The 14950-nt window shown below is 62.6% G+C and carries 15 protein-coding genes; 10 read left to right on the top strand and 5 right to left on the bottom strand.

Annotated elements, in window-relative coordinates; translation table 11 throughout:
• Positions 1-235: 235 nt before the first annotated feature.
• The 4 genes from BT179_RS06020 to BT179_RS06005 are packed head-to-tail and all read left to right on the top strand — an operon-like array spanning position 236 to position 4712.
• The gene (locus BT179_RS06020; RefSeq protein WP_072430900.1) at positions 236-1591 is read left to right on the top strand and encodes a M16 family metallopeptidase; all 1356 of its coding nucleotides are present in this window, start codon (positions 236-238) and stop codon (positions 1589-1591) included.
• Positions 1584-3074 carry a M16 family metallopeptidase gene (locus BT179_RS06015; RefSeq protein ID WP_072430901.1) on the top strand — a complete coding sequence of 497 codons (1491 nt, stop codon included), beginning with the start codon at positions 1584-1586 and terminating at the stop codon, positions 3072-3074. The genes BT179_RS06020 and BT179_RS06015 overlap by 8 nt, the downstream gene beginning before the upstream one ends.
• Positions 3074-3685: a 16S rRNA (guanine(966)-N(2))-methyltransferase RsmD gene (gene rsmD / locus BT179_RS06010; protein WP_072390280.1), complete on the top strand. Its 612-nt coding sequence runs from the start codon at positions 3074-3076 to the stop codon at positions 3683-3685. The genes BT179_RS06015 and rsmD overlap by 1 nt, the downstream gene beginning before the upstream one ends.
• Positions 3686-3707: 22 nt before the next feature.
• Positions 3708-4712: a hydrolase gene (locus BT179_RS06005; protein WP_371128580.1), complete on the top strand. Its 1005-nt coding sequence runs from the start codon at positions 3708-3710 to the stop codon at positions 4710-4712.
• Between the two features lie 54 nt (positions 4713-4766).
• Here BT179_RS06005 and BT179_RS06000 read toward each other — a convergent pair whose 3' ends face one another.
• Both BT179_RS06000 and BT179_RS05995 read right to left on the bottom strand, forming a co-directional pair.
• On the bottom strand, positions 4767-5621 hold the full coding sequence (locus BT179_RS06000) for a sulfurtransferase (protein WP_072430902.1): 855 nt from the start codon (positions 5619-5621) through the stop codon (positions 4767-4769).
• 35 nt (positions 5622-5656) lie between these two features.
• Complete coding sequence (locus BT179_RS05995; RefSeq protein WP_072390284.1) at positions 5657-6328, bottom strand: TetR/AcrR family transcriptional regulator; 672 nt, start codon at positions 6326-6328, stop codon at positions 5657-5659.
• Positions 6329-6476: 148 nt separating this feature from the next.
• Between BT179_RS05995 and BT179_RS05990 the strand changes: the two genes are divergently transcribed.
• From BT179_RS05990 to BT179_RS05970, 5 genes are all read left to right on the top strand, one after another.
• The gene (locus tag BT179_RS05990) at positions 6477-7907 is read left to right on the top strand and encodes a coniferyl aldehyde dehydrogenase (RefSeq protein WP_072430903.1); all 1431 of its coding nucleotides are present in this window, start codon (positions 6477-6479) and stop codon (positions 7905-7907) included.
• 26 nt (positions 7908-7933) lie between these two features.
• A complete protein-coding gene (locus BT179_RS05985; protein WP_072430904.1) occupies positions 7934-8467 on the top strand; it encodes a twin-arginine translocation pathway signal protein in 534 nt (177 codons plus the stop codon).
• Positions 8468-8533: 66 nt separating this feature from the next.
• Positions 8534-10129, top strand: coding sequence for a GMC family oxidoreductase (locus tag BT179_RS05980; RefSeq protein WP_072430905.1), 1596 nt, complete (start codon positions 8534-8536; stop codon positions 10127-10129).
• Between the two features lie 115 nt (positions 10130-10244).
• Positions 10245-10724 (top strand): pantetheine-phosphate adenylyltransferase, encoded by a 480-nt coding sequence (gene coaD, locus BT179_RS05975; protein WP_072390296.1) that lies wholly within the window; start codon positions 10245-10247, stop codon positions 10722-10724.
• A 144-nt stretch (positions 10725-10868) separates the two neighbouring features.
• Positions 10869-11120, top strand: a complete 252-nt coding sequence (locus BT179_RS05970; RefSeq protein ID WP_009683359.1) for a YfhL family 4Fe-4S dicluster ferredoxin — start codon at positions 10869-10871, stop codon at positions 11118-11120.
• Positions 11121-11225: 105 nt separating this feature from the next.
• On the opposite strand, the gene BT179_RS05965 is transcribed toward BT179_RS05970, so the two are convergent.
• The 3 genes from BT179_RS05965 to BT179_RS05955 are packed head-to-tail and all read right to left on the bottom strand — an operon-like array spanning position 11226 to position 13324.
• Positions 11226-11546, bottom strand: a complete 321-nt coding sequence (locus BT179_RS05965) for a multidrug transporter (RefSeq protein WP_072390300.1) — start codon at positions 11544-11546, stop codon at positions 11226-11228.
• A 56-nt stretch (positions 11547-11602) separates the two neighbouring features.
• A complete protein-coding gene (mutM, locus tag BT179_RS05960) occupies positions 11603-12415 on the bottom strand; it encodes a bifunctional DNA-formamidopyrimidine glycosylase/DNA-(apurinic or apyrimidinic site) lyase (protein WP_072390303.1) in 813 nt (270 codons plus the stop codon).
• Positions 12416-12454: 39 nt separating this feature from the next.
• Entirely contained in the window at positions 12455-13324 is an 870-nt protein-coding gene (locus BT179_RS05955) for an HDOD domain-containing protein (RefSeq protein WP_072390306.1), read from the bottom strand.
• 272 nt (positions 13325-13596) lie between these two features.
• On the opposite strand from BT179_RS05955, the gene BT179_RS05945 reads away from it, so the two are divergent.
• Complete coding sequence (locus BT179_RS05945; RefSeq protein ID WP_072430907.1) at positions 13597-14793, top strand: class I SAM-dependent rRNA methyltransferase; 1197 nt, start codon at positions 13597-13599, stop codon at positions 14791-14793.
• Positions 14794-14950: the final 157 nt, after the last annotated feature.

The following is a 14950-nucleotide window of genomic DNA, read 5'->3' as shown; positions in this document are numbered from 1 at the left end:
GCAACATTTTGTCCAAGTGTTCCCGGAACACCTCGACCTTGATTTTTTCGAAGGACTGGCAAGGCATCGTCGGCGAAAACGCCGCGATCAACGATCAAACCCGACACTTCGCCGGTACGTCCACCCGACAAAAGGCCCGATAGGCGTGGCCGCCAGTAAAACGGACCAGTATCCTAGCACCCTCTCGCCCGCCGACGCTAAGACATGGCGGGCAACCCAACAGGTTTAAACACGAATGAATGCTCTCGCCCGCCGCGCCGCAGGCCTGCTGCTCAGCGCAGTCTGCCTGCCCTTTTCAGCCTTGGCTGCCGATCCACAACCCACTCATGAATTCATGCTCGACAACGGCCTCAAGGTCGTGGTGCGCGAAGATCACCGGGCTCCGGTGGTGGTGTCCCAGGTCTGGTACAAGGTCGGCTCCAGTTACGAGACACCGGGCCAGACCGGCCTGTCCCATGCCCTGGAACACATGATGTTCAAAGGCAGCGAAAAAGTCGGCCCGGGCGAAGCCTCCCTGATCCTGCGGGACCTGGGCGCCGAAGAGAACGCCTTCACCAGCGACGACTTCACCGCGTACTACCAGGTGTTGGCCCGGGACCGCCTGGGCGTGGCCTTCGAGCTGGAAGCCGACCGCATGGCCAGCCTGCGCCTGCCACCGGAGGAGTTCAGCCGCGAGATCGAGGTCATCAAGGAAGAACGTCGCATGCGCACCGACGACAAGCCGATGTCCAAGGCTTATGAGCGCTTCAAGGCCATGGCTTACCCGGCCAGCGGCTACCACACGCCGACCATCGGCTGGATGGCCGATCTGGACCGGATGAAGGTCGAGGAACTGCGACACTGGTACCAATCCTGGTACGCCCCGAACAACGCGACCCTGGTGGTGGTCGGCGACGTGACACCGGATGAGGTCAAGTCACTGGCCCAGCGTTATTTCGGCCCGATTGCACGACGCGACGTCCCTGTGGCGAAAATCCCCCTGGAGCTGGGCGAACCCGGCGAGCGCCAGATCACCCTGCATGTGCAGACCCAACTGCCCAGCGTGATGATGGCCTTCAATGTGCCCAGCATCGCCACCGCGACGGACAAACGTTCGGTCAATGCGTTGCGTCTGATCTCGGCCCTGTTGGACGGCGGCTACAGCGGTCGGATCCCGACCCAACTGGAGCGCGGCGAGGAGCTGGTGTCCGGAGGCTCGTCGAGCTACGACGCCTACACCCGGGGCGACACGCTGTTCACCCTGTCGGCCACACCCAATACCCAGAAGAACAAGACCCTGGCCCAGGCCGAAGCGGGTCTGTGGCGCTTGCTTGAACAACTGAAAACCACCGCGCCGACCGCCGACGAACTGGAGCGCGTCCGTGCCCAGGTCATCGCCGGCCTGGTGTATGAGCGCGACTCGATCACCAGCCAGGCGACCGCCATCGGCCAGCTGGAAACCGTCGGCCTATCCTGGAAGCTGATGGACACCGAACTTGCCGAACTGCAAAGCGTGACCCCGCAAGATATCCAGAAGGCAGCCCAGCTGTATTTCACCCGCTCGCGCCTGAGCGTCGCGCACGTCCTGCCCGAGGAGAAAGCTCATGAGTGAGCGCAAACCATCCCGCCTGCTGCTGATCGGCCTGGTGTCGATCGCCCTGGTCGGCGCCCTGGCCTTTTATCTGTCACCATCGAGCAGTACGGACGCCAGCCAGGCATTGGACAAGGCCAGGTCCGGTAACAAACTGCAATCGCTGTCCGAACTCGATGACAAGGCACCCAGCCGCCGTCAGCTTGACGTACAGACCTGGAAAACCGCCGACGGCGCCAAGGTATTGTTCGTCGAAGCCCGGGAATTGCCGATGTTCGACCTGCGCGTGACGTTCGCTGCCGGCAGCAGCCAGGATGGCGATGCGCCTGGCCTGGCGACGCTGACCAACGCCATGCTCAACGAAGGCGTGGCCGGCAAGGATGTCAGTGCCATTGCCCAAGGCTTCGAAAGCCTGGGCGCGGACTTCGGCAATGGCGCCCACCGGGACATGGCCCTGGTGTCGCTGCGCAGTCTCAGTGCGCTGGACAAGCGAGAGCCGGCGCTGAAGCTGTTCGCCGAAGTCGTCGGCAAACCGACCTTCCCCGCCGACTCTTTCGAACGCATCAAGAACCAACTGCTGGCTGGCTTCGAGTATCAGAAACAGAATCCGGGCAAACTGGCGGGCCTGGAACTGATGAAACGACTCTATGGCGATCATCCATATGCCCATTCCAGCGATGGCACCGCCCAAAGCATTCCGTCTATCACCCTGGCCCAGGCCCGCGCCTTTCACGCCAGGGCCTATGCAGCCGGCAACGCGGTGATCGCCCTGGTGGGGGACCTGTCCCGCGCCGAGGCCGAGGCGATTGCCAACCAGGTGTCCGCCGCATTGCCCAAGGGCCCGGCCCTGGCGAAAACGCCGCCACCAGTGGAGCCGAAAGCGAGCCTCGGGCACATCGAATTTCCGTCCAAGCAAACCAACCTGATGCTGGCGCAACTGGGCATCGACCGGGACGATCCGGACTTCGCGGCCGTGTCCCTGGGCAACCAGATCCTTGGTGGCGGCGGTTTCGGTACCCGGTTGATGACTGAGGTCCGGGAAAAGCGCGGCCTGACCTATGGCGTGTATTCCGGTTTTACTCCCATGCAGGCTCGCGGTCCGTTCATGATCAACCTGCAGACCCGTGCCGAGATGAGCGAAGGTACGCTGAAACTGGTGCAGGACGTGTTCGCCGACTACCTCAGGAACGGCCCGACGCAGAAAGAACTCGACGATGCCAAGCGCGAGCTGGCCGGCAGTTTTCCGCTGTCTACCGCCAGCAACGAGGATATCGTCGGTCAGCTCGGCGCCATGGGCTTCTATGACTTGCCATTGAGTTACCTCGAGGACTTCATGCGCCAGACCCAGGCGTTGACGGTCGAAGAGGTCAAGGCCGCGTTGAACAGACACCTGAGCATCGACAAAATGGTCATCGTCACCGCCGGCCCGACCGTGCCGCAAAAGCCGCTGCCAGCCCCCACTGACAAACCCGCCGAGCAGCCGCTCGGGGTTCCGGAGCACTAATGGCCCGCCCATCGAATTCCAGCAAGAAACCCGTTCATAACGGGATCAACCAGCTACGCATCATCGGCGGCGAGTGGCGCAGCCGCCGCTTGAGCTTTCCCGACGCGCCAGGCTTGCGCCCGACGCCGGACCGGGTACGCGAAACCCTGTTCAACTGGCTGGCACCCTATGTGCCGGGAGCCCGGGTGCTCGATCCGTTCGCCGGCAGCGGCGCCTTGTTCCTCGAAGCGCTGTCCCGTGGCGCGGCCATGGGCCAGGCGCTGGACGCCAGCAGCCTGGCCGTCTCCAGCCTCAAGGAACACCTGGGCACCCTGCGCTGCACCGTCGGCCAGGTGCAGACGGCCGATGCATTGCGTTACCTGGAGAGCCAACCGGCCACGCCATTCGACCTGGTATTCCTCGATCCGCCGTTCAACCAGAACCTGCTGCCGAGCGTGTGTGCCCTGCTCGAAGAACGCCAATGGCTGGCCGAGGATGCCTGGGTCTACACTGAAAGCGAGACCGCCCCTTCAACCCTGGGCTTACCAGCCAACTGGCGCTTGCATCGCGAACAGAAGTCCGGACGGGTGTTTTACGCATTGTGGCAACGTATGGCAGCCGCCGTTGGCTGAACGGCTGGCCCGTGTATCGAGAATGATCGTGTCCGCCGCATCCGAACGTTTCATGCCCGCCCGGGGCCTGGGCAATCCGCACTTGCAGACCTTGTGGGGACCACTATGGCGCAAGAGCGTCCCCATCCAGCGCGAGCGCGAACGCCTTTGGCTCGAGGACGGCGATTTTCTCGACCTGGACTGGCATGGCCCCCACAGTGCCGAGGCACCCTTGGTGCTGGTGCTTCACGGGCTGACCGGCTCCTCCAATTCGCCTTACGTAGCCGGCTTGCAACACGCTCTCGGCCAACAGGGATGGGCCAGTGTCGCGCTGAACTGGCGCGGCTGCTCGGGGGAACCGAACCTGCTGCCTCGCAGTTATCATTCCGGTGTCAGCGAAGACCTGGCCGCCGCCATCACCCACTTGCGAACCCGACGTCCCCTGGCGCCCCTCTTCGCGGTAGGCTACTCCCTGGGCGGCAACGTACTGCTCAAGCATCTGGGGGAAACCGGCAACGACAGCCAGTTGCTGGGAGCGGTGGCGGTTTCGGTGCCGTTTCGCCTTGACCAGTGCGCAGACCGCATCGGCCAGGGGTTCTCCAGGTTTTACCAGGCGCATTTCATGCGTGAAATGGTGGCCTATGTGCGCAACAAGGAACGCCGCTTCAAGCACGACGGACATCATGAGGGGCTGGCGGCCCTGTCGGCGCTGGGCCCGTTGGAAAACATGCGCACCTTCTGGGATTTCGACGGACGGGTGACGGCACCACTGCATGGTTTTTCCGACGCCTCCGATTATTACCGTCGTGCTTCCAGTCGCTATTTCCTGGGCGGGATTCGTACGCGAACCCTGGTGATCCAGGCCGCCGACGATCCCTTCGTATTTCCCCACAGCCTGCCCGAGCCCGGCGAGCTGTCAGCTTCCACCCGCCTTGAACTGCACGCCCAGGGCGGACACGTAGGGTTCGTCGACGGAACCTTGCGGCGTCCCGGATACTATCTGGAACGACGCATTCCTCATTGGCTGGCGAGTCTGGGCCAGACATGATCCGTCGCGGCCCGGGCCCTCTGCCGATTCCCTTTCAATCTTGCGGCAGGCGAGTCACTCGCCCTTGGCCACGCCTCGCTGCGGATCATTGATCCATTCGCTCCAGGAGCCGGCGTACAACCTGCCCAACGGATAACCCGCCAGGCACAAGGCGAACAGGTTGTGGCACGCCGTTACGCCGGAGCCACAGTAGGCCACCAGCCCGGCGGGCGATCGCTCGCCCAGTTGATCGGCGAAACGCTGCTTGAGCCGACCGGCGGGCAGGAAACGTCCCTGCGCGTCCAGGTTGTCGGTGAACGCAGCACACTGAGCCCCCGGGATATGGCCGGCCACCGGGTCGATCGGCTCGACTTCGCCCTTGAATCGCGGCAAGGCCCGGGCATCCAGCAAGGTCATCTCCGGCTGGCCCAGGCGTTTTTCCAGCTCTTGGGCGCCAAGCAGCAAGGTCATATCCGGCGAACCGCTGAAGGATCCGCGTCCCGCTGCCGGTGGATCGAGGCTCAAGGGCAGACCGGCGGCATGCCAGGCCTTGAGCCCGCCGTCGAGGATGTAGAGACCATCGCGCTTGCCCAGCCAGACCAGCAGCCACCAGGCCCGGGCGGCATAGGCTCCGGGGCCATCGTCATACAGCACGATGTCGCTGTCATGATCGATGCCCCAGGCCCGGAAGCGCTCGATCAAGGCTTCAGGCTCCGGCAATGGATGGCGCCCGGTCATACCCTTGATCACCGGCCCGCTCAGGTCCCGTTCGAGGTCCGCGAACGAAGCCCCGGCGATATGCCCCTCCGCGTAACTACGTTGGCCGTAATCGGGGTCTTCCAGGGCAAAGCGGCAATCGAGGATCACCAGCCCGGGCTGCGACCTCCTCTGCTCCAGGGCTTGAGGGCTGATGACTTGCGCGATGGGCATGCTGAAGCTCCTATGGCTGAATCGAGGTCCGAATCCTACTGCCCTTCCTCCAGGGTCTGGGCCAGCGGGACGTAATACTCTTTGAACAGTGCATCCACCGCCTCACGCGCCTCGTCGGTCACGAAGCCGGCCTCCAGCACCAGCACCTGGTATACCCCGCGCTTGATGGCCTGCTCGCTCAAATGACTGGAATTTTCCCTCGTGGTGCACAGAAATCGCACCCAGGACGTCAGGATGATCCAGGCGTTGAGGGTCAGGGATTCGATCTGCACACGGTCCATCTTCAGGATGCCGGCCGCGACGAAGCCTTCGTAGATGGCGGTGCCGTGGATCAGGCAGCGCTGGGAAAAACGTCGATAACGGGCCGCGAGGTCTGGATCGCTGTCCAGCAGGTGCTCCAGGTCCCGGTGCAGGAAACGATAGCTCCACATCGCCGACAGCAGTTCCTGCAGATAGAAACGCTTGTCTTCCACTGTGGCAGCCCGGCCCTGGGGCGGGCGCAGGAAGCTGTCCACCAGGTTTTCGTATTCACTGAACAGCACGGCGATGATCGCCTGCTTGTTGGGGAAGTGGTAGTACAGGTTGCCCGGGGACATGTCCATGTGGGCAGCGATATGGTTGGTGCTGACGCTGCGCTCGCCCTGCTGGTTGAACAGCTCGAGGCTGTTTTGAACGATGCGCTCGCTGGTTTTCATTCGTGGGGCCATGGCTTGGGCTTTACTTCGACGAAGGCATTGATCGGCATCTTACGATCTATCGTCTTCGGGACAAACCCATCGCAGCACCGGATGTCATTTGACTTTTTAGAGCATAAACTCTAAAAACACTCACTCCCATAATAATCAGGGCCTGCCAATGCCTGCCGACATCGCTTATCTGCACGAATCCCAACAGAACCTGGATGAGCTGCGGTCGCTCTTCGAGGCACAGCGTCGGGCCTACGTCGCCCATCCGTTGCCTCCGGCAGCCCAGCGCCGACAGTGGCTCAAGGCGCTGCGTGAGGTATTGAGCGACGAACGACAAGCCTTGATCGAAGCCATCAGCCAGGATTTCAGTCACCGCAGCGCCGATGAAACGCTACTGGCCGAGCTGATGCCGAGCCTGCATGGCATCCACTACGCCAGCCGACACCTGCCGGGATGGATGAAACCGTCAAGGCGCAAGGTAGGCATGGCTTTCCAGCCAGCTTCGGCCAAAGTGGTCTACCAGCCGCTGGGCGTGGTCGGGGTCATCGTGCCTTGGAACTATCCGTTGTTCCTGGCCATCGGACCGTTGGTCGGGGCGTTGTCGGCGGGCAATCGGGTAATGCTCAAGCTCAGCGAATCGACCCCGGCCACCGGATTGCTGCTCAAGCAGCTGCTGGCCCGTATCTTTCCCGAGGACCTGGTTTGCGTCGTGTTGGGCGAGGCCGACGTTGGTGTGGCCTTTTCCAGGTTGCCCTTCGACCACCTGCTGTTCACCGGCGCCACCAGTATCGGCAGGCACGTGATGCGGGCCGCGGCGGAGAACCTGACCCCCGTCACCCTGGAACTCGGCGGAAAATCACCGGCCATCGTGTCCACCGACGTGCCCCTGAAGGACGCCGCCGAGCGTATAGCTTTCGGCAAGATGCTCAACGCCGGGCAAACCTGTGTTGCGCCAGACTACGTACTGGTCCCGCAAAATCGAGTCGGCGGATTCGTCGAAGCGTATCGCGAAGCGGTTCGCGGGTTTTATCCGACACTGGCAGACAACCCGGACTACACCGCAATCATCAACGAACGACAACTGGCGCGGCTCAATGGCTACATCAGCGATGCCACGAGCAAGGGCGGGTTGCTGATCGAGCTGTTCGACCAGGGCCAGGGGCGACGCATGCCCCATAGCCTGTTGCTCAACGTCAGTGACGACATGACGGTCATGCAGGACGAAATCTTCGGCCCGCTGCTGCCTATCGTGCCGTATGAGACGCTTGACCAGGCACTTGCCTACGTCAACCAGCGCCCTCGCCCTTTGGCGCTCTACTATTTCGGCTACAACAAGGCCGAACACAAGCGCGTGCTCGACGAAACCCATTCCGGTGGCGTCTGCCTGAACGACACGCTGTTGCATGTGGCCCAGGATGACCTGCCATTCGGTGGCATCGGCCCCTCGGGAATGGGGCATTACCACGGGCACGAAGGTTTCCTGACGTTCAGCAAGGCCAAGGGCGTGCTGACCAAGCAGCGCTTCAACGCCGCAAAACTGATCTACCCGCCTTATGGCAAGCCGCTTCAGAAACTGATCCAGAAGCTGTTTGTCCGTTGACAGCGCCTTGCCGGATAAAAACAACAATGAACCCAAGCCTGACCGATACACCCGCGCTGTCCCGGCGCGGCCTGCTGAAATTCAGCCTCGGTGCCAGTCTCTTCCTGAGCACCGTCAGCCTGGGCGCGTGTTCACCCGGCCACCCAGGAAACGGCCTGGCGGCGCTGCGCGACAGCGACCTGCCGTTTCTGCGCGCGGTGATTCCGGTCATGCTGGAGGGCGCCGTGAGCGTCGAGGCGCTCCCGGCCGCCACGACCGCCACCCTGCAAAGCCTGGACACCGGCCTGGCTCATCTTTCCCCGGCCACGCTCAGGCTCGCCCGTCAGCTGTTCGACGTGCTTACGCTGGGCATTACCCGAGGGCCGCTGACCGGTGTCTGGGGTGAGTGGGAAAACGCCAGCGCCGATGAAATCCGACACTTTCTCCAGCGGTGGGAAAACAGTTCGCTGGACCTCCTGCGCCAAGGCCATTGTTCGTTGCTGCAAATGGTGATGATGGCGTGGTACAGCCGGGCCGAGGCCTGGGCGAACTGTGGCTATCCGGGCCCTCCCGCTGTCTGAAGCCACTCGCAGGCCGCGCCACGGGGACCTTCATCGCAGTTTCATGACAACAAGAGAGAGCCCGACATGCCCGTACCCGATCCTTTTCGCGAAGGCCTTGCCCGTGGCTGGACCACCTACAACGGTGCCGAACTGACCCAGGACCTGACCCTGGACGCCGACGTGGCAATCATCGGCAGCGGCGCCGGGGGCGCCACCACCGCGGAAATCCTCAGCGCCGCGGGCTACAAGGTCCTGTTGATCGAGGAAGGCCCGCTCAAGACCAGTAACGACTTCAAGCTGCTCGAAGACCAGGCCTACACCAGCCTGTACCAGGAAGGCCTCGGACGGATGAGCAAGGACGGCGCCATCACCATCCTCCAAGGCCGGGCGGTGGGCGGCACGACACTGATCAACTGGACTTCCTGCTTCCGCACACCGGACCAGACGCTGGAACACTGGGCCTCGGAGCACGACGTCAAGGGGCATGGTCCCGCCGACATGGCCCCATGGTTCGAACGCATGGAGCAGCGCCTGGGCGTGGCGCCGTGGCTGATGCCGCCCAATGCCAACAACGACGTGATTCGCAAGGGCTGTGAACGGCTGGGGTACAGCTGGCACGTGATCCCGCGCAATGTGCGTGGCTGCTGGAACCTGGGTTATTGCGGCATGGGCTGCCCCACCAACGCCAAGCAGTCGATGCTGGTGACCAGCATTCCGGCCGCCCTGGACCAGGGTGGCGCGCTGCTTTACCTGGCGCGGGCCGAACGCCTGACCCTGCGCAACGATACGGTCATCGATCTGCAATGCGTGGCGATGGATGAGCGGTGCGTGGCTCCGACCGGACGGCGCATCACGGTCAAGGCGCGACACTACGTACTGGCCGGCGGCGCGATCAACAGCCCGGCCTTGCTGCTGCGCTCCGATGCGCCGGACCCCCACGAGCGCCTGGGCAAGCGTACCTTCCTGCACCTGGTGAATATGTCGGCCGGCCAGTTCGATGAGGTCATCAACCCGTTCTACGGAGCACCGCAATCGATTTACTCGGATCACTTCCAATGGCAGGACGGCGTCATTGGCAAAATGTCCTACAAACTCGAAGTCCCACCCCTGCACCCCGCCCTTGCCGCCACGTTGCTGGGCGGCTACGGCCCGGAGAATGCCCGGCACATGGCCCAACTGCCCTACACCCACGCGATGCTGGCGTTGCTACGGGACGGTTTTCACCCGGACAGCCCCGGCGGCAGCGTGGAATTGCGCGGCGACGGCACGCCAGTACTCGACTATCCGGTATCCGCCTACACCTGGGATGGCTTGCGCCGGGCTTTCCACAGCATGGCCGAGATTCAGTTCGCCGGCGGCGCCCGGGCGGTCATGCCGATGCACGGCGATGCCCGCTATGTGAAGACCCTGGCCGAAGCCCGGACGCTGATCGACGGCCTGGACCTTGCCCTGTTCCGTACGCGCCTGGGCAGCGCCCATGTCATGGGCGGCTGCGCCATGGGGGAGGACCCGAAAACCGCCGTCACCGACAGCCTCGGTCGTCATCACCAACTGAGCAACCTGTCGGTCCACGATGGCTCCCTGTTTCCCACCAGTATCGGTGCCAACCCACAATTGTCGGTGTACGGGCTGACGGCGAAACTGGCGAATTCCCTGGCCGAACGCCTGAAAAACCCATGAAGATCCGGATTATTCGCGACGTCTATAGTGCTGTCTTATCCTACAGGCGACTTGGCCGACCGAGTCGGCTGCGATACCATCCGACTCCCCAACGGACTCCCGCCAGGACGACGCGATGAACCGAGTGTTGTACCCAGGTACCTTCGACCCGATTACCAAGGGCCATGGCGATCTGGTCGAACGCGCCTCGCGCCTGTTCGACCATGTGATCATTGCCGTCGCCGCCAGCCCGAAGAAAAACCCGCTGTTCTCCCTGGAGCAACGCGTGGAGCTGGCCCGCGAGGTGACCCGGCATCTGCCCAACGTGGAAGTGGTCGGTTTCTCGACGCTGCTGGCGCAATTTGCCAAGGAAAAGAATGCCAACGTGTTCCTGCGTGGCCTGCGGGCCGTCTCGGATTTCGAATACGAATTCCAGCTGGCCAACATGAACCGTCAGCTGGCACCTGACGTGGAAAGTCTTTTCCTGACACCCTCGGAGCGCTACTCCTTCATTTCATCGACCCTGGTGCGGGAAATCGCAGCCCTGGGCGGCGATATCAGCAAGTTCGTCCACCCGGTCGTGGCCGATGCGCTGACCGAGCGCTTCAAGAAGTAAGCCCCTGGCTGCGACTCGCCTCGCAGCCTCGCCTTGGGTGACAGTGCAGTCCATCGCGGCCGCGTGCACTGAGCTCGTCAATGCGGCACAATTGCGCACATCCGTTTTCAGATGCCCGGGCCCAGCGCCCCGGCAGGAGCTTGCATGTCCCTGATCATCACCGACGATTGCATCAACTGCGACGTCTGCGAACCCGAATGCCCGAATGAGGCCATCTCCCAAGGCGAAGAGATCTACGTCATCGATCCGAACCTGTGCACCCAATGCGTCGGCCATTACGACGAGCCCCAGTGCCAGCAGGTCTGCCCGGTGGATTGCATCCCGCTGGACGAAGCCCATCCGGAAACCGAAGAACAGTTGATGGCCAAGTACCGCAGGATCACCGGCAAGGCTTGAGCTGGAGGCTCGTAGCATCCGTGCCCGAGCAGGCTCACGCCCACAGGGCGCCAGCCGCGCCTGGCGACAAGGCCATCAGCCACGGCGCGGCAACCCGGTCGCGCCTCAGTCCTGACTCTCGAACCCCTCCCCGACACAGCCCAGGCAGCGCACGAACGTGGCTTTCGCCGGGTCTACCACCAATGCCTTTCCTGCATCGCCAACCCCACCGCCCAGCGCGGTAAAGGGCAACGACACCACGAATGCCCCGGCGCCGATCACTGTGGCGGCGAGCAACAGCGGGCGAGCGATCAGCAAGTCGCCGATCATGGCGTAGGCGGGCGGGTTCTGGATGGTGTAGCGCGGATCACCGCTGCCGGTGTTCGCCAGGGCAGGCAAACCGACACTCAGCAGCAACGCAAGAACGACGGGGCGAAGCAGATTCATGGGGGCGGTCCTTCGGCTAGCCAATATGACTACTGACTATAGACCCTGGGGACGGATCATCTCTGACAGCGCGGGCACCAGACACTCGCACGCTGCCCCAGGCGGATTTCCCTCAGCCCGGTTCCACAGACCTTGCACAGCTCCCCACCCCGGCCGTACACGAACAGTTCCTGCTGGAAATAGCCGGGCTGGCCATCGCCACCGATGAAGTCACGCAGCGTGGTACCGCCGCGTTCGATGGCATGGGCGAGGATGCGTTTGATCTCGATCGCCAGTTTCAGATAACGCGCCCGGGAGATGCCCCCGGCCTCTCGACGCGGGTCGATCCCGGCGGCGAACAGCGCTTCGGTCGCATAGATATTGCCCACGCCCACCACCACGGCGTTGTCCATGATGAACGGCTTGACTGCCATGGAGCGCCCACGGGAGAGCTGGAACAGGCGCTCACCGTCGAAGAGATCGGTCAACGGTTCCGGCCCGAGGCGAATCAGCAGTTCATGGTTGAGCGGGTCGAGGCTCCACAGCATCGCGCCGAAACGCCGAGGATCGGTGTAGCGCAAGGCCAGGCCGGACTCCAGTTCGATATCCACATGCTCGTGCCTGGCGGCAGGCATGCCCACTTCCACCAGACGCAGATTGCCGGACATGCCCAGATGGCTGATCAACGTGCCCACCTCGGCATTGATCAGCAGGTACTTGGCGCGCCGCTCCACCTGCACGATCCGCTGGCCCGAGAGCCGCACATCCAGATCTTCCGGAATCGGCCAGCGCAGGCGACGATCGCGCACGATCACGCGGCTGACCCGCTGCCCTTCCAGGTGCGGGGCAATTCCGCGGCGGGTGGTTTCGACTTCGGGCAGTTCTGGCATGGATTTCTCGAATGGACGATGGTACGGCGCTATCGGGCCTCAGCGGGTGGCAAGATCGCGGATTTCCTGCTTCTGGGTCTGGAAATCGTATTCCGACAGGCCGATGTAATCGAGCACCAGATCACCGACACAGGCCCATTCGTGGTCCTCGGCCTGGTTACCCAGTACCCGATAGGAAGCGCAGATGTGCTCGGCCATTTTCAGGATCGCCAGCAGGTTCTTCAACTGACTGTTGTTGCGCGAGGATTCATCGCTGAAGATCGCCAGGGCGTTGTGGTGGTTGGCAATGGCCTGGCTGACATGGTCCGGCAGGCGCCAGGACTTGGACGTGTAGTAACCGACCACCGCGTGATTGGTATTGAACAGGCGGTTTTCAGTGTCCACCACCCGGCATTCGGCACTGGCGCTGGCATACGCCTGCTCCAGCACACTCATGTAGTTGGGGAACTGCTTGAGCATCAGCGGCACGCCGCAATCATGGAACAGGCCCAGGGCATAGGCCTCGTCGCCATTCTCCAGGCCGACACGCTTGGCCAGGGTCAGGCAGGTCATCGCCACGTCCTGGGCCGTATCCCAGAATCGGTTGAGGGTGACGATGGTATCGTCGTGCAGTTCGCCCTTGATCGACTGCGCATTGATCAGGTTGATGATCGAGCGGCTGCCCAGCAGGTTCACGGCGCGCTGGATCGAGGTGATCTTGTTGCGCAGGCCGTAATACGGCGAATTGACGATTTTCAGCAAGGCTCCCGACAGGCCGGGGTCCTGGGAGATCAGTTTGGCGATGGTCTCCAGATCCGGGTCAGGCATGTACTGCTCCATCTGCAGATCCACCATGATCTGCGGTTGGGGCGGGACGCTGATGCCTTGCAGGGATTGTTGGATCTGTTCGGCGGAAAGCTCTTTGGACATGGCTGCACACACTCTGGGACAGGCGAGGATTCTACCCCTTCAGGACGGGCTCGACACACCGCCGGGGTCGATCGACGAAACTTTCATTCAGATATAGGCCTAGGTCGGCAGCCAACCCATTCAGCTTGAGGAGTTTTTTACACCACGGCTCGCGGGCCCCGTCCATTATCCGGGCAAGGCGCGCCCACCAGGCGCCCCGCGTTTCATCGCCCACCTGGCCCGCCGCTCGCTCCGACACGGTATACTCCCGCTCTTTTTTCCGGAGCGACGTCATGTCCCTGCCCAGCCTGCGCCTCAAAGCCAATGCCGACCGCCGCCTGCGCGCCGGTCATCTGTGGGTCTACAGTAACGAAATCGACGTGGCCGCCACCCCGCTGCACGGTTTCAAGGCCGGCGACCAGGCAATCCTCGAAGCCGCCGGTGGCAAGCCGCTGGGCGTGGTCGCGCTGAGCCCGAACAACCTCATCTGCGCCCGGCTGCTGTCCCGCGACGCGAAGCTGCCGCTGGACAAATCCCTGCTGGTACACCGTCTGAACGTGGCGCTGTCGCTGCGTGAACGACTGTTCGACAAACCGTTCTATCGCCTGGTCTATGGCGATTCCGACCTGTTGCCAGGCCTGGTGGTCGACCGCTTCGGCGACATCCTGGTGGTGCAGATCGCATCTGCCACCATGGAAGCCCATAAGGACGATGTGATCGCCGCCCTGACCCAGGTGCTCAAGCCCAGCGGCATCCTGTTCAAGAACGATTCCGCCGCCCGCGATGCCGAAGGGCTGGAACGCTATGTCGAAACCGTGTTCGGCCTGGTGCCGGAATGGGTCGCCCTGGAAGAGAACGGCGTGAAGTTCGAAGCGCCGGTCATGGAAGGCCAGAAGACCGGCTGGTTCTACGATCACCGCATGAACCGTGCACGCCTGGCACCCTATGCCAAAGGCAAGCGCGTGCTCGACCTGTTCAGCTACATTGGCGGCTGGGGCGTGCAAGCCGCGGCATTCGGCGCCAGCGAAGTGTTTTGCGTGGACGCTTCGAGCTTTGCCCTCGACGGTGTCGAACGCAACGCAGCGTTGAATGGCTTCGCTGAAAAGCTGACCTGCATCGAAGGCGACGTGTTCGAAGCCCTCAAGGAGCTCAAGGCCAGCGAAGAACGTTTCGACGTGATCGTCGCCGACCCTCCGGCGTTCATCAAACGCAAGAAAGACCTGAAGAACGGCGAAGGCGCCTATCGTCGCCTCAACGAACAGGCCATGCGCCTGCTGACCAAGGACGGCATCCTGGTCAGTGCCTCGTGCTCGATGCACCTGCCCGAAGATGACCTGCAGAACATCCTGTTGACCAGTGCCCGTCATCTGGATCGCAACATCCAGTTGCTTGAACGCGGCGGCCAGGGACCCGACCACCCGGTGCATCCGGCCATTGCCGAAACCCGCTACATCAAGAGCATCATCTGCCGGCTGCTGCCTAACAGCTGAGTTCCCCCGGCGCGGTCGGCGCTTCGGCCCGCATTGGTTAAATAAAAATCGCAGCCTTGGGCTGCGATTTTTATTTGCATGTCTGAAAAGTTACCTCATACCGAAGTTAATAACGACACAGTTAAATTCTGTATGAACTCTCCCACATTATTACTGG

The sequence above is a fragment of the Pseudomonas sp. NFACC43 genome, assembly GCF_900119645.1.
Taxonomy (GTDB): domain Bacteria; phylum Pseudomonadota; class Gammaproteobacteria; order Pseudomonadales; family Pseudomonadaceae; genus Aquipseudomonas.
Note: the sequence above shows the minus strand (reverse complement) of the source record. Positions and strands in the feature narration are given on the sequence as shown.